This window comes from Nonomuraea sp. NPDC049504 (assembly GCF_040676845.1).
In the GTDB taxonomy this organism is placed as follows: domain Bacteria; phylum Actinomycetota; class Actinomycetes; order Streptosporangiales; family Streptosporangiaceae; genus Nonomuraea; species Nonomuraea salmonea.
On sequence record NZ_JBFAPT010000010.1, the window covers coordinates 238,039 to 259,648 of the forward strand.

20 protein-coding genes are annotated in these 21,610 nt (G+C 71.9%); 10 read left to right on the plus strand and 10 right to left on the minus strand.

Annotation, left to right across the window (positions count from 1 at the left end; genetic code table 11):
* Positions 1-11: 11 nt before the first annotated feature.
* The 4 genes from AB0K28_RS21050 to AB0K28_RS21065 form a co-directional block, all read right to left on the minus strand.
* Entirely contained in the window at positions 12-830 is an 819-nt protein-coding gene (locus AB0K28_RS21050) for a carbohydrate ABC transporter permease (RefSeq protein ID WP_355431580.1), read from the minus strand.
* On the minus strand, positions 827-1,768 hold the full coding sequence (locus AB0K28_RS21055; protein ID WP_345405677.1) for a sugar ABC transporter permease: 942 nt from the start codon (positions 1,766-1,768) through the stop codon (positions 827-829). Before AB0K28_RS21055 ends, AB0K28_RS21050 begins: the two co-directional genes overlap by 4 nt.
* 7 nt (positions 1,769-1,775) lie before the next feature.
* Positions 1,776-3,050: an extracellular solute-binding protein gene (locus AB0K28_RS21060; protein WP_364372389.1), complete on the minus strand. Its 1,275-nt coding sequence runs from the start codon at positions 3,048-3,050 to the stop codon at positions 1,776-1,778.
* A gap of 77 nt (positions 3,051-3,127) precedes the next feature.
* The gene (locus AB0K28_RS21065; RefSeq protein WP_364372392.1) at positions 3,128-4,156 is read right to left on the minus strand and encodes a LacI family DNA-binding transcriptional regulator; all 1,029 of its coding nucleotides are present in this window, start codon (positions 4,154-4,156) and stop codon (positions 3,128-3,130) included.
* Between the two features lie 359 nt (positions 4,157-4,515).
* Between AB0K28_RS21065 and AB0K28_RS21070 the strand changes: the two genes are divergently transcribed.
* Positions 4,516-8,133 (plus strand): LamG-like jellyroll fold domain-containing protein, encoded by a 3,618-nt coding sequence (locus tag AB0K28_RS21070; RefSeq protein WP_364372395.1) that lies wholly within the window; start codon positions 4,516-4,518, stop codon positions 8,131-8,133.
* A gap of 43 nt (positions 8,134-8,176) precedes the next feature.
* Here the strand turns inward: AB0K28_RS21070 and AB0K28_RS21075 are convergent, their stop codons facing one another.
* Positions 8,177-8,782, minus strand: a complete 606-nt coding sequence (locus tag AB0K28_RS21075) for a TetR/AcrR family transcriptional regulator C-terminal ligand-binding domain-containing protein (RefSeq protein WP_345405691.1) — start codon at positions 8,780-8,782, stop codon at positions 8,177-8,179.
* A gap of 87 nt (positions 8,783-8,869) precedes the next feature.
* Here AB0K28_RS21075 and AB0K28_RS21080 point away from each other — a divergent pair, with 87 nt between their 5' ends.
* The 3 genes from AB0K28_RS21080 to AB0K28_RS21090 are packed head-to-tail and all read left to right on the plus strand — an operon-like array spanning position 8,870 to position 11,645.
* A complete protein-coding gene (locus AB0K28_RS21080) occupies positions 8,870-9,607 on the plus strand; it encodes an SDR family oxidoreductase (protein ID WP_364372398.1) in 738 nt (245 codons plus the stop codon).
* Between the two features lie 29 nt (positions 9,608-9,636).
* Positions 9,637-10,524, plus strand: a complete 888-nt coding sequence (locus AB0K28_RS21085; RefSeq protein ID WP_345405696.1) for an SDR family oxidoreductase — start codon at positions 9,637-9,639, stop codon at positions 10,522-10,524.
* Entirely contained in the window at positions 10,521-11,645 is a 1,125-nt protein-coding gene (locus tag AB0K28_RS21090; RefSeq protein WP_364372401.1) for a PQQ-dependent sugar dehydrogenase, read from the plus strand. Before AB0K28_RS21085 ends, AB0K28_RS21090 begins: the two co-directional genes overlap by 4 nt.
* 1 nt (position 11,646) lies before the next feature.
* Here AB0K28_RS21090 and AB0K28_RS21095 read toward each other — a convergent pair whose 3' ends face one another.
* The gene (locus AB0K28_RS21095) at positions 11,647-12,366 is read right to left on the minus strand and encodes a GntR family transcriptional regulator (protein ID WP_345405699.1); all 720 of its coding nucleotides are present in this window, start codon (positions 12,364-12,366) and stop codon (positions 11,647-11,649) included.
* A gap of 90 nt (positions 12,367-12,456) precedes the next feature.
* Between AB0K28_RS21095 and AB0K28_RS21100 the strand changes: the two genes are divergently transcribed.
* On the plus strand, positions 12,457-13,335 hold the full coding sequence (locus tag AB0K28_RS21100) for a carbon-nitrogen hydrolase family protein (RefSeq protein ID WP_364372405.1): 879 nt from the start codon (positions 12,457-12,459) through the stop codon (positions 13,333-13,335).
* 2 nt (positions 13,336-13,337) lie between these two features.
* On the plus strand, positions 13,338-14,702 hold the full coding sequence (locus AB0K28_RS21105; RefSeq protein ID WP_364372408.1) for an APC family permease: 1,365 nt from the start codon (positions 13,338-13,340) through the stop codon (positions 14,700-14,702).
* On the opposite strand, the gene AB0K28_RS21110 is transcribed toward AB0K28_RS21105, so the two are convergent.
* Positions 14,689-16,218 (minus strand): FAD-dependent monooxygenase, encoded by a 1,530-nt coding sequence (locus tag AB0K28_RS21110; protein WP_364372411.1) that lies wholly within the window; start codon positions 16,216-16,218, stop codon positions 14,689-14,691. The two genes, AB0K28_RS21105 and AB0K28_RS21110, sit on opposite strands and share 14 nt — an antisense overlap.
* 70 nt (positions 16,219-16,288) lie before the next feature.
* On the opposite strand from AB0K28_RS21110, the gene AB0K28_RS21115 reads away from it, so the two are divergent.
* A complete protein-coding gene (locus AB0K28_RS21115; RefSeq protein WP_345405705.1) occupies positions 16,289-16,870 on the plus strand; it encodes a TetR/AcrR family transcriptional regulator in 582 nt (193 codons plus the stop codon).
* Positions 16,871-16,977: 107 nt separating this feature from the next.
* On the plus strand, positions 16,978-17,697 hold the full coding sequence (locus AB0K28_RS21120; protein ID WP_364372414.1) for a VOC family protein: 720 nt from the start codon (positions 16,978-16,980) through the stop codon (positions 17,695-17,697).
* A 116-nt stretch (positions 17,698-17,813) separates the two neighbouring features.
* Here AB0K28_RS21120 and AB0K28_RS21125 read toward each other — a convergent pair whose 3' ends face one another.
* Together AB0K28_RS21125 and AB0K28_RS21130 are read right to left on the minus strand one after the other, a co-directional pair.
* Entirely contained in the window at positions 17,814-18,581 is a 768-nt protein-coding gene (locus tag AB0K28_RS21125; protein ID WP_345405708.1) for a glucose 1-dehydrogenase, read from the minus strand.
* Positions 18,582-18,712: 131 nt separating this feature from the next.
* Positions 18,713-19,672, minus strand: coding sequence for an NADP-dependent oxidoreductase (locus AB0K28_RS21130; RefSeq protein ID WP_364372417.1), 960 nt, complete (start codon positions 19,670-19,672; stop codon positions 18,713-18,715).
* A gap of 159 nt (positions 19,673-19,831) precedes the next feature.
* Between AB0K28_RS21130 and AB0K28_RS21135 the strand changes: the two genes are divergently transcribed.
* Together AB0K28_RS21135 and AB0K28_RS21140 are read left to right on the plus strand one after the other, a co-directional pair.
* A complete protein-coding gene (locus AB0K28_RS21135; RefSeq protein ID WP_345405714.1) occupies positions 19,832-20,206 on the plus strand; it encodes a helix-turn-helix domain-containing protein in 375 nt (124 codons plus the stop codon).
* 176 nt (positions 20,207-20,382) lie between these two features.
* Positions 20,383-21,378, plus strand: a complete 996-nt coding sequence (locus AB0K28_RS21140; RefSeq protein WP_364372420.1) for a zinc-dependent alcohol dehydrogenase family protein — start codon at positions 20,383-20,385, stop codon at positions 21,376-21,378.
* Here the strand turns inward: AB0K28_RS21140 and AB0K28_RS21145 are convergent.
* Positions 21,375-21,569 carry a hypothetical protein gene (locus AB0K28_RS21145; protein ID WP_364372423.1) on the minus strand — a complete coding sequence of 65 codons (195 nt, stop codon included), beginning with the start codon at positions 21,567-21,569 and terminating at the stop codon, positions 21,375-21,377. The two genes, AB0K28_RS21140 and AB0K28_RS21145, sit on opposite strands and share 4 nt — an antisense overlap.
* Positions 21,570-21,610 lie beyond the last annotated feature (41 nt).

A 21,610-nucleotide genomic window follows, 5' to 3' on the forward strand; every position in this document is an offset into this window, starting at 1 on the left:
TTACCTTTCTTTCAGTCCTTGACGGCGCCCGCGGTGACCCCGGCGGCGATGTAACGCTGCGCGAGGACGAGGAGGAACGCCGCGGGCAGCGACGCGATCACGGCGGTGGCCATGATCGAGTTCCATTGCGTGGTGTTGTTGCCGATGTAGCGGAAGATGCCGAGCGTGATCGGGATGACGTCGCTGCTGCGGTTGAGCGTGGAGGCGAAGATGAAGTCCGACCACGCCCACAGGAACGCGAACAGCGACACGGTGATCACCGAGTTGCGGCTGAGCGGCAGCACGATCGAGCGGAACGACCGCCACGTGCTCGCCCCGTCGATCTGCGCCGCCGACAGCACCTCCTGCGGGATGCCCGCCATGAACGCCCGGAACAGCAGCACCCCGAACGGCACGGCCAGCGTCGAGTCCGCCACGATCAGCCCCCAGACGGTGTTGAGCAGCCCGAGCCGCAGGTAGATCGCGTAGAAGCCCATGGCCATCACGACCGCGGGGATCATCTGCGCGGCCAGCAGCAGGAAGTCGAGCAGCCGGGTGCCGCGCGGGCGCAGCCTGGCCAGGGCGAACCCGGCCGGCAGCGACACCACCAGCGTCAGCACGACCGTGCCGAGGCCGATGAACAGGCTGGTCGCCAGCGCGGGCAGCTGCTGGCCGAGCGCGGCGGCGTACCCCTCGAAGGTGGGGTTCCACGGGAACCAGTGCGGCGGGTCGGCCCGCAGGTCCCGCGTCCTGGTGAGCGAGACGTTGACCATCCAGTAGACGGGGAAGAGCATCACGCCCGCCAGCACCACGCCGAGCGCCGTCTTCCAGCCGCTTCTGCGGGTCTTCATGCCGTTTCCTCCCTCTGCAGGCGCACGTGCACGAGGCCCGCGACGAAGGCGATGAGGATGAGCAGGTTGCCGACCGCCGCCGCGGGCGAGAAGTCGGGCTGTCCGGTGCCGAACGCCTCCCGGTACGACCAGATGGCCAGCGTCGTCGAGGCGTCGGCCGGGCCGCCGCGGGTCATGATCCAGATGATGTCGACGACCTTGAGCGTGTAGATCAGCCCGAGCAGCAGCGTGATCAGCGTCACCGGCCGCAGCAGCGGGAACGTGATGCGGGTGAAGCGCTGCCAGGGCCCCGCACCGTCAAGGCCGGCGGCCTCGTACAGGTCGCCCGGGATGTTCTGCAGCCCGGCGTACAGGATGACCAGGTTGAACGGCACGCCCAGCCAGATGTTGGCGACGGTGACCGCGAGCAGCGCGGTGTCCGGCGAGGTCAGCCAGTTGATCTGGCCGATGCCGAACGCCTGCAGCGCCGCGTTCACGATGCCGTTGTCGCTGTTGAGCAGCCACGACCAGGTGGACGCCGAGACGATCAGCGGCAGCAGCCACGGCACCAGGAACAGCGCGCGCAGCACGCCGGACAGGCGGAAGTTGCGGTGGAAGAAGACCGCGAGCGCCAGCCCGATGAGGTACTGCGCGGCGATGGACGCCAGCGTGAACACGGCGGTGTTGCGCAGCGCCCGCAGGAAGGTGTCGTCGGAGAGGATGGCGCGGTAGTTCGCCAGGCCGGTGAACTCCGGGTTCCCCTGGATGAACGCCCGCGGCGTGTAGTCGTGCAGGCTCAGGTCGATGTTGCGGTAGAGCGGATAGGCGTAGAAGACGATCATGTAGATGATGAGCGGGGCGAGGAAGGCGGCGGCGGTCCACCGCCCGGTTCGCCGCCGGCGGGGAGCGGCGTGCGCCGCTTCCCGCACCGCGCCCGCCCGGGTGTGCAGCGAGGTCATGAGCCACTCAGCCGCCGGTCGCCTGTTTGGCCTGCGCCTGCGCCTGCTTGAGCGCGTCGGCCGGATCGGCCGAGCCGCTCAGCGCCTTCTGCACGCCGGTCCACAACGCCTCGGAGATCTTCGGGTAGTCGGTGCCGAGGTTGTCGCTGGTACGTCCCTTCGCCGAGCGCACCGCGTCCACCCACGGCTTCAGGCTCGGCTCCGACTCCAGGATGCGCTGCTGCCCGTCGGCGGTGGAGGGGATGTAGTACGCGAACGTCGTGCCGGTCTCCACCAGGCCCTCGGGCGTGGTCATGCACTCGAGGATCTTCTTGGTGACGTCGTAGCGCTTGGTGTCCTTCTGCACCGGGACGGTGATGAACTCGCCGCCCGTCGGCGTGGGCGCGACCCCGCCGTCCTTGCCGGGGATCTGCACGATCCCGGTCGGGAACTCCGCCTTCTTGGCGCTGTCGATCTGCCAGGTGCCGTTCTCGGCGAAGGCGAACTCGCCGGTCAGGAACTCCTCCCAGGTGGTGTTCTGGGAGTTGCTGATGACCGAGTTGGGGGCGATGCCGCTCTTGACCCACGACGTCCACAGCTCCAGGGCCTCCACGGCCTGCGGCGAGTCGAGCGCGGTGAGCTGCGCGCCGGCGCCCCAGAACCAGGGCAGGAACTGGAAGGAGCCCTCCTCGGTGCCGATGCCGGCGAACGTGATCGGCTTCTTGCCCGCCTCCTTGACCTTCTTCAGCGCGGCGTCGAGCGAGGCCCAGTCCTTGATGGAGTCCGGATCCACGCCCGCCGCGTCGAGGATCTTCTTGTTGTAGTAGAGCGCGAGGGTGTTGGCGCCGATGGGGATGCCGTACGTCTGCCCGTCCAGCTCGCCCGCCGCGATGAGGTTCTTGTCGAAGCGGGAGGTGTCGAGGCCGAAGTCGGCCATCGTGGCCAGCATCCCGGCGTCCGCGAGCGTCGAGACGGCCGGGTTGTCGAGCAGGATCACGTCCGGCGCGTTGCCCTCCTGCCCGGCCAGCAGGGCCTGGTTGGTCAGCGCGGTCGTGTCGTAGGCGGTGCGCTCGATGGTGACGCCGGCCTCCTTGCCGCAGGCGTTCACCCGTCCGGCCCAGGCGGAGGACTTGTCGTGCTGCGGGTACGGATCCCACCACGTGTACGTGCCACCGCCGGAACTGCTCGCCGAATCCGTGCCGGACCTGCCCTGAGGGGCGGACGCGCAGGCGGCGAGTGCGGACAGCGCCAGGACCGCGGTTCCGAAGACCGCCGCCCTCGCGGACACCGACGGACGGTTCATCGATTCCTCCAATGTTAACGCTCACATGTCTCACATGGGGAGCGTGCCGGACTGATGGGGGGTGAAGGGACGGATGGCTAGGAAGCGTGCGGGCGCGGGGGAGCGGTGCTGCCCCGGTCGGCCAGCTCGGGCGAGATGAAGCGCACCACGAACGGCTCCTTCCTGGCCGAAGCCGACTCCACGCGGCGCACGAGCTGGCGCACCGCCATGGAGCCGAGCCGGTCGGGCGCGCTCTCGATGAAGGAGTAGGGCAGGGAGAACGTCGCGGCGAAGTCGGCGGAGTAGCGCCCGATGACCGACAGGTCGCCGGGCACCCGCAGCCCCCGCTCGTAGGTGACCGAGGGCAGCGCCGCCGCGGCCGCCTCGTTGTTGATCAGCAGGCCCGTCGCCGCCGGGTAGGCGTCGAGCAGGCCGTGCAGCAGGCGGCCCACGGCCGGTTGCCGGGACTCGCCGTAGACGGCGTGCAGGGTGAGGCCGAGTGTGCGGGCGCGTTCCAGTGCCGCGTCGCGCAGGCGCCAGACGTACGCGCCGCCCCGCTCCACCACGTGCTCGGGCTGCGAGATGAGGATCAGCTCGCGGTGGCCGAGCCGGTGCAGGTGGTCCACCATGACCCGGCCGGCCTCCTCGAAGTCGAGGTCGAACACGTCGAGCCCCGAGCAGTCGCCCGGCAGCCCGACCAGCGCGCCCGGCTGCGGGGCGGCGCGCAGGATGGGCAGGCGGGCGTCGTCCTCGGCGATGTTCATCAGCACGACGCCGTCGACCATGCGCGAGTCGGTGACCCGCCGCAGTGCCCGCACGCCGTCGGCCTCGGTGACCAGCAGCGTGTCGTAGCCCAGGTCGCGGGCGGTGTTGGTGACGCCCAGGATGTACTGCATCATCGCGGGCGCGAACTCGTCCTCGTGGAACTGGGCGAGCAGACCGAGGACCTTGGTCTGGGCGGTGGCGAGGGCGCGGGCGCCCGCGTTCGGCGTGTACGCCAGCGCCTCGGCGGCGGCCAGCACGCGCCGGCGCACCTCCTCCGAGATGGGCCGCTTGCCCGACAGCGCGTACGACGCCGTGCTGCGGCTCACCCCGGCCTCCCGGGCCACGTCTCCGATCGTCGCCACTCTCACCTCCCGAATTCATCGAACCGGTTCGACGGTCGCGTTACAGAGCTCCCTCGTATCGTCGCGCCGATGTCGCCTTCCTTGGAGCTCCAGGGCGAAAGGCACCGTGACGGTGGCCGCCGGTGAGCACCGGAGGCGGCGAACCGGTTCGAACGATGTGGCTCGACTGTTGCTCCGCCGCACGGCGGACGTCAAGGAGGGGCGAGGGCGACGATACCGAATTGTGACATGTCGGAAACGCGGGGCCGGGCCCATTGACGGCGGCGGGCGGGGCTGCGTAACGTACCGGCAACCCTGCGGTCGCGTTGCGTTGAAGCTCCCTCGGCTCTGTTAGCGCTCACATCCCCAGGGACGTACGCATGCCATTCCCGCGCCTGACCGCCACTCGCCGGAGGGCGGTGCTCGCCGCGCTGCTCCCGGCCGCCCTCGCCCTCCCGTTAACCGCCACCCCCTCGACCGCGGCCGCCGTCCCGGAGCCCGTGCTCGCCTACGAGTTCGACGCCGACGACGTCACCCTCGGCACCGTCACCGACTCCTCGGGCAACGGCCTGGACGGCGAGCTGGTCAACGCCGGCACCGCCGCGCTGGTGGACGGCGCCTCAGGCGGGCACGCGCTCAGCCTGCCCGGCGGCGCCCCCACCTCGGACGGCGCCTACGTCAAGCTGCCCCTGGACGCGATCAAGGGCAGGACCGACCTGACCGTGTCCGCCCGCGTCAAGTGGGACGGCACCACCGCCCCCTGGCAGTGGATCTACGCCCTCGGCAAGGACAACTCCCGCTACCTGTTCAGCACCCCGTACAACGGGGACGGCCGGCTGCGCACCGCGGTCACCACCGGGGGCGGCGGCGCGGAGGCGCAGGTCACCGGCTACGCGCCGCTCCCGGCGAACGCCTGGAAGACGCTGACCGTCACCCTCGACACGGCGGCCGGGCGCCTCACCACCTACCTCGACGGCGCCGCCGTCGCCTCCGCCCCCACCACGATCACGGCGAGCCAGTTGGTGGACGCCGCCACCACCTCGGCCGGCTTCATCGGCCGCTCGTTCTACCCCGACCCGCTGTTCGACGGCGCCATCGACGACTTCCGGATCTACGGCGCCGCGCTCACCGCCGAGCAGGTCGCCGGGCTGGCCGGACCGCCGCCCGAGCCGGGCGAGCCGAGCACGGACACCTTCGACGTGCGCACGGTCATCGGCAAGGCGCCCGCCCTGCCGCCCGCCGTCCGCGCCGCCTACTCCGACGGCTACGATCGCGACGTCCCCATCACCTGGCAGCCCGTGGACCCCGACGACTACGCCGAGGCCGGCACGTTCACCGTCACCGGCGCCGCCGCGGGCCGGCCCGTCACCGCGACGGTCACCGTGATCCGCGAGGGCCAGCTGGTCATCGACCTGGCCAAGGACACCGGCGCCTTCCACGGTGGCGCGTCCGGCACGCTCTACGGCCTGTACGGCCCGGGCGTGCCGACGAACAACCTCATCGAGGGCATGAAGCTGCGCACGGTCTCCACCAAGGCGCAGGACGGCCCGCAGCATCCCGGCGCCGACGCCCTGGAGGTGGTCAAGCCGCTGGCCGACAGCACCGGCGGCGACGTGTACATCTACATGACCGACATCCACCGCGGCTTCCCCTACCAGTGGCCGGGCGACACGCCGCAGGAGAAGCTCGCGACGTACCGGGAGAAGATCGCGGGGCAGGTCGACCAGGTGCTCACGCTCGACCCGGAGTACCGCGAGCACGTGGTGTTCGTGCCGTTCAACGAGCCCGAGGGCAACATGTTCGGCACCGGTGAGTGGAGCTACAACGGCGTCAGCTGGCTGAGCGACCCAACCGACTATTTCCGTACATGGGATGACTTCTACCGGCTCATCAAGGGCAAGCTGCCCTCGGCCCGCATCGCGGGCCCGAACACCAGCGTGCTCTACTCCCAGGTCAAGGGCTTCCTGGAGCACACCGTCGAGGCCGGGACCGTGCCCGACGTGATGACCTGGCACGAGCTCAGTCACCCCGAGCAGGTGCGCTCCAGCGTCAAGCGCTACCGCGAGATGGAGGCCGAGGTCTTCGCGGGCACCGCGCACGAGGGCAGGAAGCTGCCGATCAACATCAACGAGTACGCCTTCAACTACCACACCTCGGTGCCCGGCCAGATGATCCAGTGGATCTCCGCCATCGAGGAGTCGAAGGTGGACGCCGACATCGCGTACTGGAACATCGACGGCAACCTCAGTGACTCGGCGGTGCAGGCGAACCGCGGCAACGGCCAGTGGTGGCTGCTGCACGCCTACGGGCAGATGAGCGGGCACACCGTCGCGGTCACGCCGCCGTACCCCGGTCAGAACTACACGCTGCAGGGCGTCGCGACGCTGGACACCGGTAAGCGCCAGGCCCGCGCGATCATCGGCGGCGCGAGCAGCGCCGGGCACATCCGCTTCGAGCACGTGCCGGAGAAGGTGTTCGGGCGCGAGGTGCACGCGTGGATCAAGGAGATCCCCTGGACCGGGCAGGTCGGCGACTCGCCGCAGCCGCGCGTCGTCGCCGAGCGCGACCTGACCGTCTCCGGCGGGGCCGTGGCGCTCGACTTCGGCTCCGGTGACCTGCCCAGGCTGGCGGAGTCGTCGGCGTACGAGATCGTGCTGACCCCGGCGGGGACCGGCACGCTGACCGCGCCCGCGCCGCAACGGTGGGAGGGCTCGTACGAGGCCGAGGACGCCCGCTACACCGGCTCCGGCTACACCCGCAACGGGCCCGAGGGCTCGCCGTCGGACGTGTCGAAGTTCTACACCTCGGGCGGCTACGACGTCGGCGGGCTGCGCACCGGCTCCGACGGCGTGCTCGACTTCACCGTCGAGGTGCCCGAGACCGGCGACTACGACCTGAGCGTGTTCGCCAACTCGCTCAACACCTACGACCTCGTGCGCGAGCAGGGCCCCACGAACGTCTTCGTGCGCGTGGACGGGGGAGCGGAGCAGGAGGTGTTCCTGCCGCTCGGGTACAAGTGGGTGGTCTGGGACCACGCTGACACCACCGTACGGCTCACGGCGGGCCGGCACGTCATCTCCCTGGCCGCGCGCAGCCTCGACGGGAAGCGGGCCACCAAGGGCGACGCGATCGTGGACCGGATCGTGCTGCGGCTGCCGAACCCGGCGGCGGCGACGGCCGTCTACGAGGCCGAGCTGACCGATGCGCGGACGGTCTATGACATCAAGGGCGCCAAGGTGTCCGGCTCGGGCGGCGCGTCGCTCGGCAAGGGCAAGCCGGCGACGTTCTGGGTATATTCGGCGCGCGACGCCGCCTCCGTCCTGGACCTCAAGGTGCTGTCCGGCGCGGCGAAGGTGGCCGTGAACGGCGTCGAGGTGCTGGGCAACGCCACGCGCGGTCATGCCACCGCCACGGTGTCGCTGTCGGGCGGCGTCAACAAGGTCACGGTGACCGGCCGCTCGGGCAAGACGGTCATCGACCGGCTCGACGTGCGGCCGGGGACGCTGCCGGAGACCGCGTACCAGGCCGAGTCGGCCCGGCTGGCCGGCGCCGCCAAGGCCGCCCCGCTCACCCTGGCCGACGGCGGGTCCGCCGTCACCGGCGTCGGAGGGCCGCCCGGCAACGGCAACACGCTCACCTTCGCCGTGCGGGCCGACGCGGCGGGGACGTACGCGATGCGGGTCCGCTACTCCAACCCCGAGCAGTCGCCCGCCACCCACTACAACCCCGACCCGCTGGCCCGCCACGCCGACATCAGCGTCAACGGCGGCACGCCGCAGCGGGTGTCGTTCCCGCACACCTTCCACGAGAACAACTTCTGGGAGCTGACCGTCCCGGTGAAGCTGAAGAAGGGGGTCAACACGATCGGTTTCGCCAGCGAGGAGCTGCCGAACTTCGACGGCGAGACGTACGCCTCGGACACCTTCCCCGGCGTGCTGCTGCGCTCGCAGTTCGCGCCGATCATCGACAAGATCACCGTCGCGCGCTACAGCCGCTGACACCGTTCCTCGGAAGGACCGCCCGCACCCCGCGGGCGGTCCTTCACGTCGCGCGCGGGGCCGCGCCGTAGAGGGCGTGGTCCACCAGGCGCTCGACGATCGAGGTGTCGAAGTCGACCTTGAGCACCAGCAGCCGGTGGTAACAGGCGCCCCAGAGCTGGTCGACGATGACGTGCAGGTCGGCGTCCGCGCGCAGCTGGCCCTGGCGCTGGGCGATGCGCAGGCGCTCGGCGGCGAGATCGCGCCGGGGGACGGCGTAGCTCTGCGACCAGGCGCGGGCGAGGTCGGCGTCGAGCTGGGCGGCCCCGACGAGCTGCGACACCGGGCCCTCGGCGCCCGACTCCTTCAGCCACCGCACGAACGCGCCGAGCTGCGTGACCAGGTCGGCGCGGATGTCGCCGGTGTCGGGGAAGTCGAGCAGCGCCCTGCTGTGCGTGAAGTACGCCTCGGCGGCCAGCGCCCCCGGCGACGGCCACCACTTGTAGAGGGTCGTCTTGCTGGACCCGGCCTCGGCCGCGACCCGCTCGAACGTGACCGCCTGCATGCCGTCGCGCAGCAGGATGCGCCCCGCCGCCTCCAGTACGGCGGCGCGCACCTCGGCGGCGGGCCGGCGGCCCCGTCCCCGTCGTACGGCTGCGCTCTCGGACATCGGCACCTCACTTATGGACGGAATGTTCATTTCGCTGTTATGGTTGAAATGAACGAACGGTCCATATAGTAGCGGAAGGCATCCAGCATGTCCGACAAGATCCAGCGAGTCGCCCTCATCACCGGCGCGTCCGGCGGCATCGGCAGGGCGAGCGCAGAACGCCTGGCCGCCGACGGCTTCTCCGTCGTCGTGCACTACGCGGGCGGCAAGGACCGCGCCGAGCAGGCCGCCCAGGCCGTGCGGGACGCCGGCGGCCGGGCCGTCGTCGCAGCCGGCGACGTCGCCGACGAGGACGCGATGGCGGAGGTGTTCGACCTCGCCGAGCGCGAGTTCGGCGGCATCGACGTGCTCGTCCACGCCGCCGGCGTCATGCCGACCGCGCCCATCGCGGAGACTCCGCTCGACACCTTCGACCACATCCAGCGCGTCAACGTGCGCGGCACGTTCGTGGTGGACCAGCTCGCCGCCCGCCGCCTGCGCGCCGGCGGCGCGATCATCAACCTGTCCTCCTCGCTCACCCGCCTGCAGACCCCGACCTACGGCGCGTATGCCGCGTCGAAGGGCGCCGTCGAGGCGATGACGCTCATCCTCGCCCGCGAGCTGCGCGGCCGCGACATCACCGTCAACGCCGTCGCGCCCGGCCCGACCGCCACGCCGCTGTTCTTCGCCGGCAAGAGCCAGGAGACCATCGACCGCCTCGCCTCGCTCAACCCGATGGGCCGCCTCGGCGAGCCCGCCGACGCCGCCGAGGTGATCGCCTTCCTCGCCGGGCCGGGCCGCTGGATGAACGGCCAGGTCCTCTACGTCAACGGCGGCGCCGCCTGAGCCCCGCCCGCCGGAAAGGAGCCCCCACCATGTCCGTCGTGCTCATCACCGGATCGTCCACGGGCATCGGCCGCCTGACCGCCGAGACCCTGGCCGCGGCCGGCCACACCGTCTACGCCACCATGCGCGACCCCGAGGGCCGCGACGCCACCGCCGTGGCGGAGCTGACGAAGCGCGCCCGGGACCGGGGTCACGACCTGCGGGTCGTCGCCCTCGACGTCACCTCGCAGACCTCCGCCGACGCCGCCGTGCGCACCGTGCTGGACGAGGCGGGCGAGCTGGACGTCGTCGTGCACAACGCCGGTCACCTGTTCATCGGGTACGCCGAGGCGTTCACCGACGACGACGTCGCCCACCTGTTCGACGTCAACACGATCGGGGCGCAGCGGGTCAACCGCGCGGCGCTGCCGCACCTGCGCGAGCGCCGCTCGGGGACGCTCGTCTACGTCAGCAGCACCAGCCTCGTCACCACCCCGCCGTTCCTCGGCCCGTACGTGGCCTCGAAGGCGGCCTTCGACGCGCTGGCCGTCGTGACGTCGTACGAGGTGTCGCAGTTCGGCATCGAGACCTCGATCGTCATGCCCGGCGCGATCACCCGGGGCACCGGCCACTTCGCCAACGCCTCCAAGGCCAGCGACCGGCAGGTGACCGCCCAGTACGCCGAGCTGGACCCGCTCGTCGAGCGCACCCACGAGGCGCACGAGCTGCTGTTCGAGGCGGGCACGACCGCCGACCCGCAGGACGTGGCCGACGAGATCCGCCGCATCCTCGCCCTGCCCGCCGGCCGCCGCCCGTTCCGCTCGGTCGTGGACGCCGCACGGGCCGGGGTGGACCACGTCATGGCCCTCAGCGACCTCACCCGCGAAGCCTTCGTCCGCCGCCTCGGCTTCGCCGAAACCCTGGAGCTGAAGCGATGACCGCGCGCACCGTTACAGCGGCCGTGGTCGCGGTGCTGGTGGCGGGGGCCTGTTCGGCGGCGCCCGCACCCGCGCCGGTGGCGGACCCGTCCCGGCTGGTGGTGACCTTACCGGCGGGCCCGGTGGCGACCTTAGGCGAGCCGGCCGAGCTGGTCACCGGCCTGGAGGCGCCGTGGGGCCTGACGTTCCTGCCCGACGGCTCGGCGCTGGTGTCGGAGCGCATCAGCGGCCGCATCCTGCGCATCCCCGCCGCCGGCGGCGCGGCCCGCGAGGTGGGCGTCGTGCCGGACGTGCACGCCAGCTCGGAGGGCGGCCTGCTCGGCATCGTCGCCTCACCGAGCTTCGCCACCGACCGCACCGTCTACGCCTCCGTCTCGGGTCAGGACGCCAACCGCGTCGTCGCCCTCACCATCGCCGCCGGCTACGACGCGCTCAGCGTGGACCGGGTGCTGCTCGACGGCATCCAGACCGCCGACAGGCACCACGGCGGCCGCCTCGTGATCGGCCCCGACGGCCACCTGTGGATCGGGACGGGTGACGCGTTCGAGCCCGAGAACGCCGCCACCCCCGGCTCGCTCAACGGCAAGATCCTCCGCATCGCACTCGACGGCTCCGTCCCGGAGGACAACCCGGCCCGATCACCCATCTACTCCAGCGGCCACCGCAACGTGCAGGGCATCGCGTTCGGCCCCGACGGCACCGCGTACGCCTCCGAGCTGGGCCATCGCACCTGGGACGAGGTGAACGTGCTGCGCGCGGGGGCCGACTACGGCTGGCCGGAGACCGAGGGCACGGAAGGCTCGACCGGCGTCCCCCCGATCGCCACCCTCCACCCCGACGACGCCAGCCCCTCGGGAGTCGCCTACGCGAAAGGCTCGCTCTGGATCGGCGCGCTCGGCGGCCGGCGCCTGTGGCAGGTCCCGGTCACCGCCGGCACCGCCACCTCCGACCCCATCGCCCACTTCCACGGCGACTACGGCCGCATCCGCACGGTCGAGGTCGCCCCCGACGGCGCCCTGTGGCTCGTCACCTCCAACACCGACCGCGCGACCTGGGGCGGCACCGACCCCCGCCCAGGCGACGACCGCGTACTCAGGGTCGAGGTTCAGGAAGGCCGCTGACTCAGCGGAGCAGGCCGACGAACATCGTGTGGTGCAGGACCTCCACGTGGGCCCTGGCCACGCGGACCGCCTCCACCGCGTCGCCCCGTTCCAGCGCCGTCACCAGCGCGGCGTGCTCCTTGTTCGACTCGCGCAGGTAGTCCAGGGGATAAGGGAGGTAGTAGCGGTAGAGGCGGCGCAGCACAGGCCCGTAGTGCGCCGTCGCCGACTCCACGCCGGACGCCGCCGCGAGCGCGAGGTGGAAGCGTTCGTCGCAGGTGTGGAAGTCGGCCCAGCCCGCAGCGTGGTCCATCTCGGCGACCAGGGACTTCAGTTCGGCCAGCCGCTCGGCGGTGACGGCGGTCGCGGCCAGGTGGGTCAGGCCGCACTCCAGCAGCAGGCGCTGGTCGATGAGCCGGTGCACCTCGGCCGCGGCCGTGCGGTAGGCCGCGGTCTCGGCCACCGTTCCGATGGCCGGCTCGTCGGCGACCATGGTGCCGCCTGAACGGCCGCGGCGGCGTACCAGGACGCCTTCCTCGCACAGTGCGGTGAGCGCGCGCCGCACGGTGATCTCCCCGACGTCCAGCGCGCGGGCGACGTCGGTGGTGGGGGGCAGGCGCTCGCCGGGCTTGAGCAGCCCGAGGTCGACGGCCAGGGCGATGCGGGCGCGCACGGTGTCGAGCGCGGTGAGCCGCCGCAGCCCCTCCAGGGCCTCCGAGTTGAGCGCGGTCAGGGCGTCCATGGTTCACCACCGTACGTTGCTTTAAAAGCTCAATATGAGCTATTTTAGGGCATCGCCGCACAGACGTGCTGGTCAGAAGGCAGGTGGACGATGCCCAGGCCCCTCCCCGTCGCGCTCGCACAGAGCGAGCCGCTGCCCGCGGGCGCGCCCGTGTCGCGGTTCGCCGAGCACGTGGAGGACGTCCTGGCGAGCTTTCCCGGCACCCGGATGGTGATATTTCCGGAGCTGCACCTGTTCGGCAGCCGGGTACGCCCGGCCGAACGCGACGCCGAGCTGGCCGCCACGGCGCAGCCGCTCGACGGCCCCCTGGTCAGACAGCTGGCCGAGCTGGCCGGTGACCTCGGCGTCTGGCTGCTGCCCGGCACGATCTGCGAACGCGGCGACGGCGGCGCGCTGCACAACACCGCGCTGGTGCTCTCCCCTGAGGGCGAGCTGACGGCCTCCTACCGCAAGGTCTTCCCCTGGCGGCCGTACGAGCCGTACCTGCCGGGCGACCGCTTCGTCGTCTGCGACCTGCCGGGCGCCGGCCGCATCGGCCTGTCCATCTGCTACGACGCCTGGTTCCCCGAGGTGGCCAGGCACCTGGCCTGGATGGGCGCCGAGGTGATCGTCAACCCGGTGATGACCACCACCGCGGACCGCGCGCAGGAGCTCGTGCTGGCCCGCGCCAACGCGATCGTCAATCAGGTGTACGTCGTCTCCGTCAACACCGCCGCCCCCACCGGCACGGGACGCAGCCTCGTGGTGGACCCGGAAGGCCGGGTCAGGGCCGAGGCGGGGGAGGCGGCCACCGTGCTGACCGACGTGCTCGACCTCGACGACGTCACTCGCGTCCGCCGCCACGGAACCGCCGGGCTCAACCGCGTCTGGTCGCAGTTCACCGACGCCGACCGGCCCATCGACCTGCCCCTCTACCAGGGGCGTATCGACCCCGGCCGGTGGAGGCCGGCCGGCGCACCCCCGGAGTGACCATGCCACCCACCCCGCACCCCACGCTCCGGCGTACGCTCGGCCTGCGGTCCGTCGTCCTGTTCGGGCTGGCGTACCTGACGCCGCTCATCGTGCTCGGCATCTTCGGCGTCGTCGCCGAGACCACGGCGGGCGCGGCGCCGTCGGCGTACGCGCTGGCGCTGGTCGCGATGCTGTTCACCGCGCTCAGCTACGGCCGGATGGCCGCCGCCTACCCGGTCGCCGGCTCGGCCTACACCTACGTCCGCCGCACCGTGGACGCCCGCGCCGGGTTCCTGGTCGGCTGGGCCGTGCTGCTCGACTACTTCTTCCTGCCCATGGTCATCTGGCTGATCGGCGGCTCCTACCTGGCGGCGCAGTTTCCCGGCGTGCCGGTGCCGGTGTGGATCGTCGCGTTCGTCGTGCTCACCACCGGGCTCAACCTGGCCGGCATCAAGGTCGCCGACCGGGCCAACTCGCTGCTCATGATCTTCCAGATCCTCGTGCTCGGCTTCTTCGTGCTGCTCGCCGCCGGGCACCTCATCAGCGGCAGCGGGCCCGGGGCGCTGTTCGAGCTGACGCCGTTCACCGGCCAGGGCGCGAGCCTGTCCACGGTCGCCGCGGGCGCGGCCATCGCCGCGTACTCCTTCCTCGGCTTCGACGCCGTCACCACGCTCACCGAGGAGACCGTGGAGCCGCGGCGCACGATCCCGCGGGCGATCCTGCTGGTCGCGCTCATCGGCGGCGGCATCTTCGTCGTCGTCTCGTACGTCACCCAGCTCGTCCACCCGGGCGGCGCGTTCGCCGACTCCTCCGCGGCGGCCTCGGAGATCGCCCGGACCATCGGCGGCAGCCTGTTCGGCGCGGTCTTCCTGGCCGGGCTGGTGGTGGCCCAGTTCACCTCGGGCCTGGCCGCCCAGGCCAGCACCACCCGCCTGCTGTACGCGATGGGCCGCGACGCCGTGCTGCCCCGCCGGATCTTCGGCTACCTGCACCCGCGCCTGCGCACCCCCGTCTTCTCCATCCTGCTCACCGGCCTGGTCGGCCTGATCGCGGTCAGGATGGACGTGGCCACCTCGACGTCGTTCATCAACTTCGGCGCCTTCACCGCGTTCGTGTTCGTCAACGTGGCGGTGATCGCCCACTACGTCCGCGAGCGCCGGGCCGGGCGGCGGCTCGGCGTGCTCGCGTACGCGGTGGCGCCGGCGATCGGCGCGGTCATCGACCTCTACCTGCTCACGCAGCTCGACGGCCACGCCATCACGCTCGGGCTGGTCTGGCTGGCCGCCGGCGCCGTCTATCTCGCCTACCTGACCCGGCTGTTCCGTGTCCCGCCGCCCGAGCTGGACTTCACCGAGCAGCAGGCCGCGCCGGTCAGCTCGGGCTGAACCAGCGGATGAGCGCCGCCTTCAGCCCGTCGGGGTCGTCACCGGCCCACGCCACATAGCCGTCGGGGCGGATCAACAGGGCGGGCGCGGGGGAACCCGTGGTCGTCGCGGCGACCCTGCGAACCTCGGTCCAGGGCTCGGCGACGGCGGCCAGGGCGGTGCCGCCGGTCAGGTCGAGCAGCAGCGGGCGGGCGTCGCGCAGCAGCTCGGCCAGCCGCCCGGTCCGGCCGTCGGCGGTGGTCACGTCGAGCGGCGGCGTGAACCGGCCGGTGGGCTCGGCCTGCTGGTCGCCGCCCATGCCGTAGCGGACGTCCGAGCCCGCCACCAGGCCGGCCACCAGCCGCAGGTTGCCGGCGCCGGTCAGCAGCTCGGCGAACAGGGCGCGCAGCGCGGTGATGTCGTCGCCGGGCGCCAGCAGCGCGCTCGCCGCCCTGGTGTGCATGATGACGCGCTCGGCGCTGGCCCGCCGCTCGCTCTCGTACGTCGCGAGCAGGCCGTCCCCGGCGCTGCCGCGTACGACGGCGGCGAGCTTCCACGCCAGGTTGGCCGCGTCCTGGAGCGCGAGGTTCAGGGTCGGGCCGTGGCTGACGTGCGCCGCGTCGCCGGCGAGGAAGACCCGTCCGTCGCGGTAGCGCTCGGCGATCCGGTAGCTGCGGCCGGACATGCGGCGCAGCATCGTGGGCGCGCCCGGCGGCGGCGGGCTCAGCGGCAGCCGCACGCCGAGCACCCGATCGACGCTGGCCTCCATCTCGGCCAGCGTCATCGGCGTGCCGGGCCCGGGATGGTCGCCGTCCGGGTGCTCCTCCCACTCCGCCGTGTTGATCAGCGGCCGCTGCGGGTCGTGCCCGAGCAGCGTGAAGACGCCCCTGCCGGTACGGTGGAACGCCGCCGGGATCTCGCCCAGCCCCTCGATCGCCACCCGCCCGCCCGGCAGGAACCGGATGCGGTCGCTCGGCCCGATCAGCGCGGACCGGTCGACGGTGTGCTCGTCCTCGCCGCCGGCGAACGCGATGCCCGCCTGCTTGCGGATCGCGCTGCGGCTGCCGTCGCAGCCCACGAGGTAGCGGGCCGCCAGCGTGGTCTCGGTGCCGTCCAGGCCGCGGGCCACGACCTCCACCCGGTCGCCGTACTGCGCGAACGAGCGCACCTCCCAGCCCCGCCACACCTCCGCGCCCAGCTCGCCCGCCCGCTCGGCGAGCACCCGCTCCAGGTCGCGCTGGTTGATCGGCAGCAGGTGCATCGGGTTGTCCGCGCCGAGCAGGTGCAGCGGCAGCGGCAGGCCGCCGAAGAAGAACCCCGGCGCCGGGCGCGGCGCCCCCGGGCTGCCGCAGCGGTCGAGCAGGCCGCGATGGTCCAGCAGCCGCACGACCTGCCCGGCCAGGCCGTGCGCCTTGTCGGCCTGGTCGGGCTCCGGCCGCCGCTCCAGGACGAGGGGCCTGGCCCCGGCCAGGCGCAGCTCGGCGGCGAGAAAGAGGCCGGCGGGACCGCCGCCGACGATGATGACGTCGAACGTCAAGGACGTCTCCTTAGGATACGCGTGTGTATCTAACGAGGGAGACCGTAGGGCAGCGCGATAAGATACACAAGTGAGTCTTGAGAGCGGTTCGCGGCGGCGGGGGGCCCGGCTGGAGGAGGCGATCCTCGACGCCGCCTGGCACGTGCTGGTCGAGCACGGCTACCACGGCTTCACCTACGAGGCCGTCGCCGCCCGCGCCGGCACCAGCCGCCCCGTCCTCTACCGGCGCTGGCCCCAGCGCGAGGACCTGCTGCTCGCCACCCTCACCACCTACTGGCGGCCGATCGAGATCCCCGACACCGGCAGCCTGCGCGACGACGCCATCGGGTTCCTGCGCAACGCCGACGCCGACAGGAGCGGCATGATCACGCTGATGAGCGTGCAGCTCGGCGGCTACTTCCACGAGACCGGCAGCAGCCTGTCGCGCCTGCGCGACTCGCTCCTGGAACCCGGCCGGCCCGCCCCGTTCGAGACGATCGTGGGCCGCGCCGTCGCCCGGGGCGACCTGCCCGACGTGCCGCGCCCGTCCCGCGTCGTCAACCTGCCGCTCGATCTGCTGCGCCACGACCTGTTCATGACCATGCGGCCGGTGCCGTACGAGAAGATCGTCGAGATCGTCGACGTGGTGTGGCTGCCCCTGCTGAGCGGCTGATTTTAATCGTTGGTGCGGCGGTCGCCGCGCGGGCTAGGGTGGCTGCGTTCCGCGCCGGGAGGCCGTCGGCCCGCCCGTTCCCGAACCTGCAAGAGGGGAGCCGCCGGATGACGGCACAGCTCGTCGCACTCAGCTGGGACGCACACGACCCCGCCGCCCTCGCCCGCTTCTGGGCCGGGGTGCTGCGCTGGGAGAGCGCCGACGACCCGCGCGGCGGAGTGGCGCTGCTGCCGCCCGACGACACCGGCTTCCGCATCCGGTTCCAGCCGACCGAGGCGGAGAAGATCGGCCAGAACCAGATCCACTTCGACCTCACCAGCGCCTCCCCCGACGCCCAGCAGGCCACCGTCGACAGGGCGCTGGCGCTCGGCGGCCGGCACATCGACATCGGCCAGGGCCCCGACGAGGGCCACGTGGTGCTCGCCGACCCCGAGGGCAACGAGTTCTGCGTCATCGAGTACGGCAACAAGTTCCTGGCCGAGTGCGGCTTCATCGGGGCGCTGTCGTGCGACGGCTCCCAGAAGGTCGGCTACTTCTGGAGCGCGGCTCTGGAGTGGCCGCTGGTGTGGGACCAGGACGAGGAGACCGCGATCCGCTCCCCGCACGGCGGCCCCAAGATCACCTGGGGCGGCCCGCCCCTCGCCCCCAAGAAGGGCAAGAACCGCCTCCACTTCGACCTCGCCCCACCCGCCGGCGGAGACCAGGAGGCGGAGATCGAGCGCCTGCTCGCCTTGGGCGCGACCCGCATCGACATCGGCCAGGGCGACGCGGAGTGGGCCGTCCTCGCCGACCCGGACGGCAACGAATTCTGCGTCCTGCCCTGGTGAATTCGGCGGGGGAGTTCCGTGTCTTGGCCCGGTGAGTCAGCCGGGGGTGTTGTGTGGTGCGCCGGTGGCCGGCCGGCTGTTGTTCCTGGCGTGTCGGTTCGGTGACCCGGGGCCGTTCAGCGGGCGGTCATGCCGCCGTCGATCGCGAGTGCGGCGCCGGTGATGAACGAGGCTTCGTCGCTCAGGAGGAACGCCGCCAGCGCTGCCACCTCCTCCGGCTGGGCGATCCGGCCGACCGGGTGCATGGCGGCGGCCGCTCGCAGCGACTCCTCAGGGCTCGGGCCCAGGTTCGAGCGGGTCAGAGGCGTGTCGACGCCGCCGGTGACCAGGGCGTTGACGCGGATGCCCGCCGTCGCCGTCTCGAGCGCGGCCGACCGGGTGAGGCCGATCACGCCGTGCTTGGCGGCGCTGTAGGCGGCCATGCCGGGCTGGCCGCTCGCGCCCGCGACGGAGGCGTTGTTCACGATGGCTCCGCCGCTCCCGGACGCGCGCAGCGCCGGGATCTGGTGCTTGAGGCCGTAGAAGACGCTGGTGAGATTCAGGGCCAGCTCGGCCTGCCAGGCGCCGGCGTCGATTCCGGTGAGCTCGCCCATCGCGGTGGCGGCGCCGACGTTGTTGAACGCGCCGTCGAGCCGGCCGTACCGGCTGACCGCCTGCCTGACCACCTCGGCCGCCTCGCTCTCGACGGTGACGTCGGCACGGACGAACGTCGCCTCGCCGCCCGCGTCACGGATGCCGGCGACCACCTCGTCGCCGGCCTCCTTGCCCCGCGCGGCCAGCACCACCTTGGCGCCCTCGGCGGCCAGCCGCTCAGCAGTGGCACGGCCCATGCCGGAGGTGGCGCCGGTGATCAGGATGACTTTGCCGGTGAAACGTGTGGACACGATGACTCCTTGTGAACAAGTGAAGAATCCATTGGGTTCGGGACGCTGGGGGGAGCCGGTGGCGAGATCGGGGCGACCGGCCGGGGGACCGGGGTCCCCGCCGGTCGCTGTCGTGGCCGGTTGCGGCGTGGTCAGAAGGTCAGGACCGGGCGGCCGCGTGTTCCGCCCTTCGCGAGCAGGCGGTGGGCCTCGGGGGCCTCGGCGGCGGGCAGGGTTGCGGCGACGCGCGGGGTCAGGACGCCTGCCTCGGCCAGGTGGAGGATTTCGTGCAGTTTGTCCGGGCGGTTCGTGTACTCGGGGACGAACACGGCGGCGATCCTGATGTCGCGGACGCTCTCGACGTTCTTGAATCCGGGCTCGCCCGGGCTGCGGAAACGCGCGTAGGTGCCGCCGTCGCGTACGGCGTCCAGCAGCACGGGACCCATGAGTGCCGTGTCCGCGACCGCCGACACCCCGTCAGGGAATGCGGCCAGGACGTGGCCGGTGACTTCGGCGCCTCTGGGCACGACCACGTGCGCGCCGAGCGAGCGTACGAGATCCTCGTCGCTGGGCGCGGCGTCGGCCACCACGGTCAGCCCCGCGTGCCTGGCGAGCTGCACGAGGTAGCCGCCGAGCATTCCGGCGGCTCCCGTCACCGCCAGCACCGAGCCGGGGGCGAGCGCCAGCAGGTCGCGCGCCAGGAGCGCGGTGAGGCTGTTCATGGGCAACGTCGCGGCCGCCACGTGATCGAGGCCGGCCGGAGCGCGGACGACCCGGGCGGCCGGCAGGACGACCTGCTCGGCGTAGCCGCCGGCGGCCGTACCGAGCGGGATGACCATCGCCATCACCGCGTCGCCCACGGTCAGGTCGGTGTCCGTGCCGGGGCCGATCTCGTCGATCACGCCGGCGACGTCCATGCCGGGCACCCACGGGGGCGGCGACCCCTCGAGGAACGGGGCGGTGACGCCGGCGCGCAGCAGCGTGTCGGAGGGGTTCACGGCGGCGGCGTGTACGCGTACCCGTACCTCGCCGGGGCCGGCGTGCGGCTCGGGCAGGTCGAGGACGCGCAGGACTTCAGGTCCGCCGTACTCATATAGGCCGATGGCTTGCAAAGTCCCAGCTCCTTAGTGGTTCTTGTCGTATACCTAGTCCGTCACCGACACCCTCGCATTCCTCCTTGTACGGCCACAAGTAGGCACTTTGACCTGCCCTGGTATCACTGAGAGAACCACCAGGCCATCAGAACCAGGTATCCGTCGTATACTGCTTCCATGTCACCACCCATCGCCGAGATCGAGCTGGACGAGCAGGCCCGCCGCGCCCTGATCCGGGACGTGCTCGAACGCATCGGAGACAAGTGGTCCGTGGTGGTCATCTGCCAGCTGGGCGACGGCACGCGGCGCTTCAACGAGCTGAGCCGGCTGAGCGAGCCCATCACCAAGCGCATGCTCAGCGCCACCCTGCAGGGGCTCGAACGCGACGGCCTGGTCTCCCGGACCGTCCACGCCACCAAGCCGCCGCGAGTCGACTACGCGCTGACCCCGCGCGGGGCCAGCCTCCTGCAGATCGTCCGCGACCTGGCCGGCTGGGCCGAGGAGAACGCGGCCGGCATCGTGGAGGCCAGGGCGTCCTTCGACGCGAAATGAGCCAGCCCCGCAACCCCCGCCGCGCCTGACCGTTCGTGGGTGCGGGTGCGGATGAGCCACGGCGGCGCAGCGAGGCAACGATCGCTATGGCGCGGGGTGGCGGGTGAGGGCTGTGGGGTTCAGGGGATACGATCGGCCTTGAATGTTCGATGGTGATCGTACACATGGGGGATGGCATGGCACGGACAGTGCGCTTTCACGAGCTCGGCGGGCCCGAGGTGATGCGACTGGAGGATGAGGAGCCGGGGGAGCCGGGCGTCGGTGAGGTGCGGGTGCGGGTCGAAGCGATCGGCGTCAATCGGGCTGAGGCGTTGTTTCGCAGCGGGCAGTACATCGAGCCGGTCAAGCGGCTGCCGGGCAGGCTCGGTAACGAGGCCGCGGGTGTGATCGAGGCGGTCGGTCCGGGGGTGGCCGGGTTCGAGCCGGGAGAGCGGGCCAGCGTGATCCCCAACTTCTCGCAGAACGACTATGGGGTTTATGCCGAGCGGGCCGTCGTGCCCGTGACCTCCCTGGTGCCACGGCCCGAACAGGTGGACGCGGTTTCGGGCGCCGCCGTCTGGATGCCCTACCTGACCGCGTACGGCGCGATGGCCGAGGTCGCCCGCATGCGGGCGGGGGACGTGGCCGTGATCAACGCGGCGTCGAGCAGCGTCGGCCTGGCCGCCATCCACACCGCGGACCGGCTGGGCGCGCGGCCGTTCGCCGTCACCCGCACCCGCGCCAAGGCCAGGCAACTGGCCGAGGAGGGCGCCGCCGAGGTCATCGTCTCCGACGAGGAGGACGTGACCGCGCGCGTGCTGGAGCTGACCGGCGGCAAGGGCGCCGAGTACGTCTTCGACGCGGTAGCCGGTCCCGGCGTCGTGGACCTGGCACGGGCCGTGGCGGCGGACGGCACCCTGTTCCTGTGGGGTGCGCTGAGCGGGCAGCCGACTCCGTACCCGGGGTTCGAGCTGGGCATGCCGGCGCTCAACCTGCGCACGTACACGATGCTCGAGGTCGCCAAGGATCAGGAACGGCTGCGCCGCGCGGCCGCGTTCATCACTTCAGGGCTGCGGGCCGGAGCGTTCCGGCCGGTGGTGGACCGGGTGTTCCCCCTGGAGCAGATCGTGCAGGCACATCAGCACATGGAGTCGAACACCCAGTTCGGCAAGATCGTCGTCACCACCGCCTAGCGCTGTCCCCGGCGGTCGTTGTGCTCGGCGTCGGGCGGCTGTTCGAGGTACGGGTCGTCCGAGCCGCCGGGCACGGGCGGCAGCGGGACCGGGTCCTGCGCCACCGTGGCGGCTCCGGCCGTGCTGTTCCAGGCCGGACCGATCAGGGCGGACAGGGTGACGGCGGCGGCTACGAGCAGGCGTGGGAACATCGGGATCTCCTCCATGACGTACGAGCACATGGACGATGCGG

Bases quoted from the DNA above. Each gene is read 5' to 3' on its own strand.
- AB0K28_RS21050 (WP_355431580.1), bottom strand. From the start codon at position 830: ATGAAGACCCGCAGAAGCGGCTGGAAGACGGCGCTCGGCGTGGTGCTG.
- AB0K28_RS21075 (WP_345405691.1), bottom strand. From the start codon at position 8,782: ATGTCCGAGAGCGCAGCCGTACGACGGGGACGGGGCCGCCGGCCCGCC.
- AB0K28_RS21105 (WP_364372408.1), top strand. From the start codon at position 13,338: ATGCCACCCACCCCGCACCCCACGCTCCGGCGTACGCTCGGCCTGCGG.
- AB0K28_RS21100 (WP_364372405.1), top strand. From the start codon at position 12,457: ATGCCCAGGCCCCTCCCCGTCGCGCTCGCACAGAGCGAGCCGCTGCCC.
- AB0K28_RS21135 (WP_345405714.1), top strand. From the start codon at position 19,832: ATGTCACCACCCATCGCCGAGATCGAGCTGGACGAGCAGGCCCGCCGC.
- AB0K28_RS21095 (WP_345405699.1), bottom strand. From the start codon at position 12,366: ATGGACGCCCTGACCGCGCTCAACTCGGAGGCCCTGGAGGGGCTGCGG.
- AB0K28_RS21085 (WP_345405696.1), top strand. From the start codon at position 9,637: ATGTCCGTCGTGCTCATCACCGGATCGTCCACGGGCATCGGCCGCCTG.
- AB0K28_RS21070 (WP_364372395.1), top strand. From the start codon at position 4,516: ATGCCATTCCCGCGCCTGACCGCCACTCGCCGGAGGGCGGTGCTCGCC.
- AB0K28_RS21090 (WP_364372401.1), top strand. From the start codon at position 10,521: ATGACCGCGCGCACCGTTACAGCGGCCGTGGTCGCGGTGCTGGTGGCG.
- AB0K28_RS21140 (WP_364372420.1), top strand. From the start codon at position 20,383: ATGGCACGGACAGTGCGCTTTCACGAGCTCGGCGGGCCCGAGGTGATG.
- AB0K28_RS21145 (WP_364372423.1), bottom strand. From the start codon at position 21,569: ATGTTCCCACGCCTGCTCGTAGCCGCCGCCGTCACCCTGTCCGCCCTG.
- AB0K28_RS21120 (WP_364372414.1), top strand. From the start codon at position 16,978: ATGACGGCACAGCTCGTCGCACTCAGCTGGGACGCACACGACCCCGCC.
- AB0K28_RS21060 (WP_364372389.1), bottom strand. From the start codon at position 3,050: ATGAACCGTCCGTCGGTGTCCGCGAGGGCGGCGGTCTTCGGAACCGCG.
- AB0K28_RS21055 (WP_345405677.1), bottom strand. From the start codon at position 1,768: ATGACCTCGCTGCACACCCGGGCGGGCGCGGTGCGGGAAGCGGCGCAC.
- AB0K28_RS21080 (WP_364372398.1), top strand. From the start codon at position 8,870: ATGTCCGACAAGATCCAGCGAGTCGCCCTCATCACCGGCGCGTCCGGC.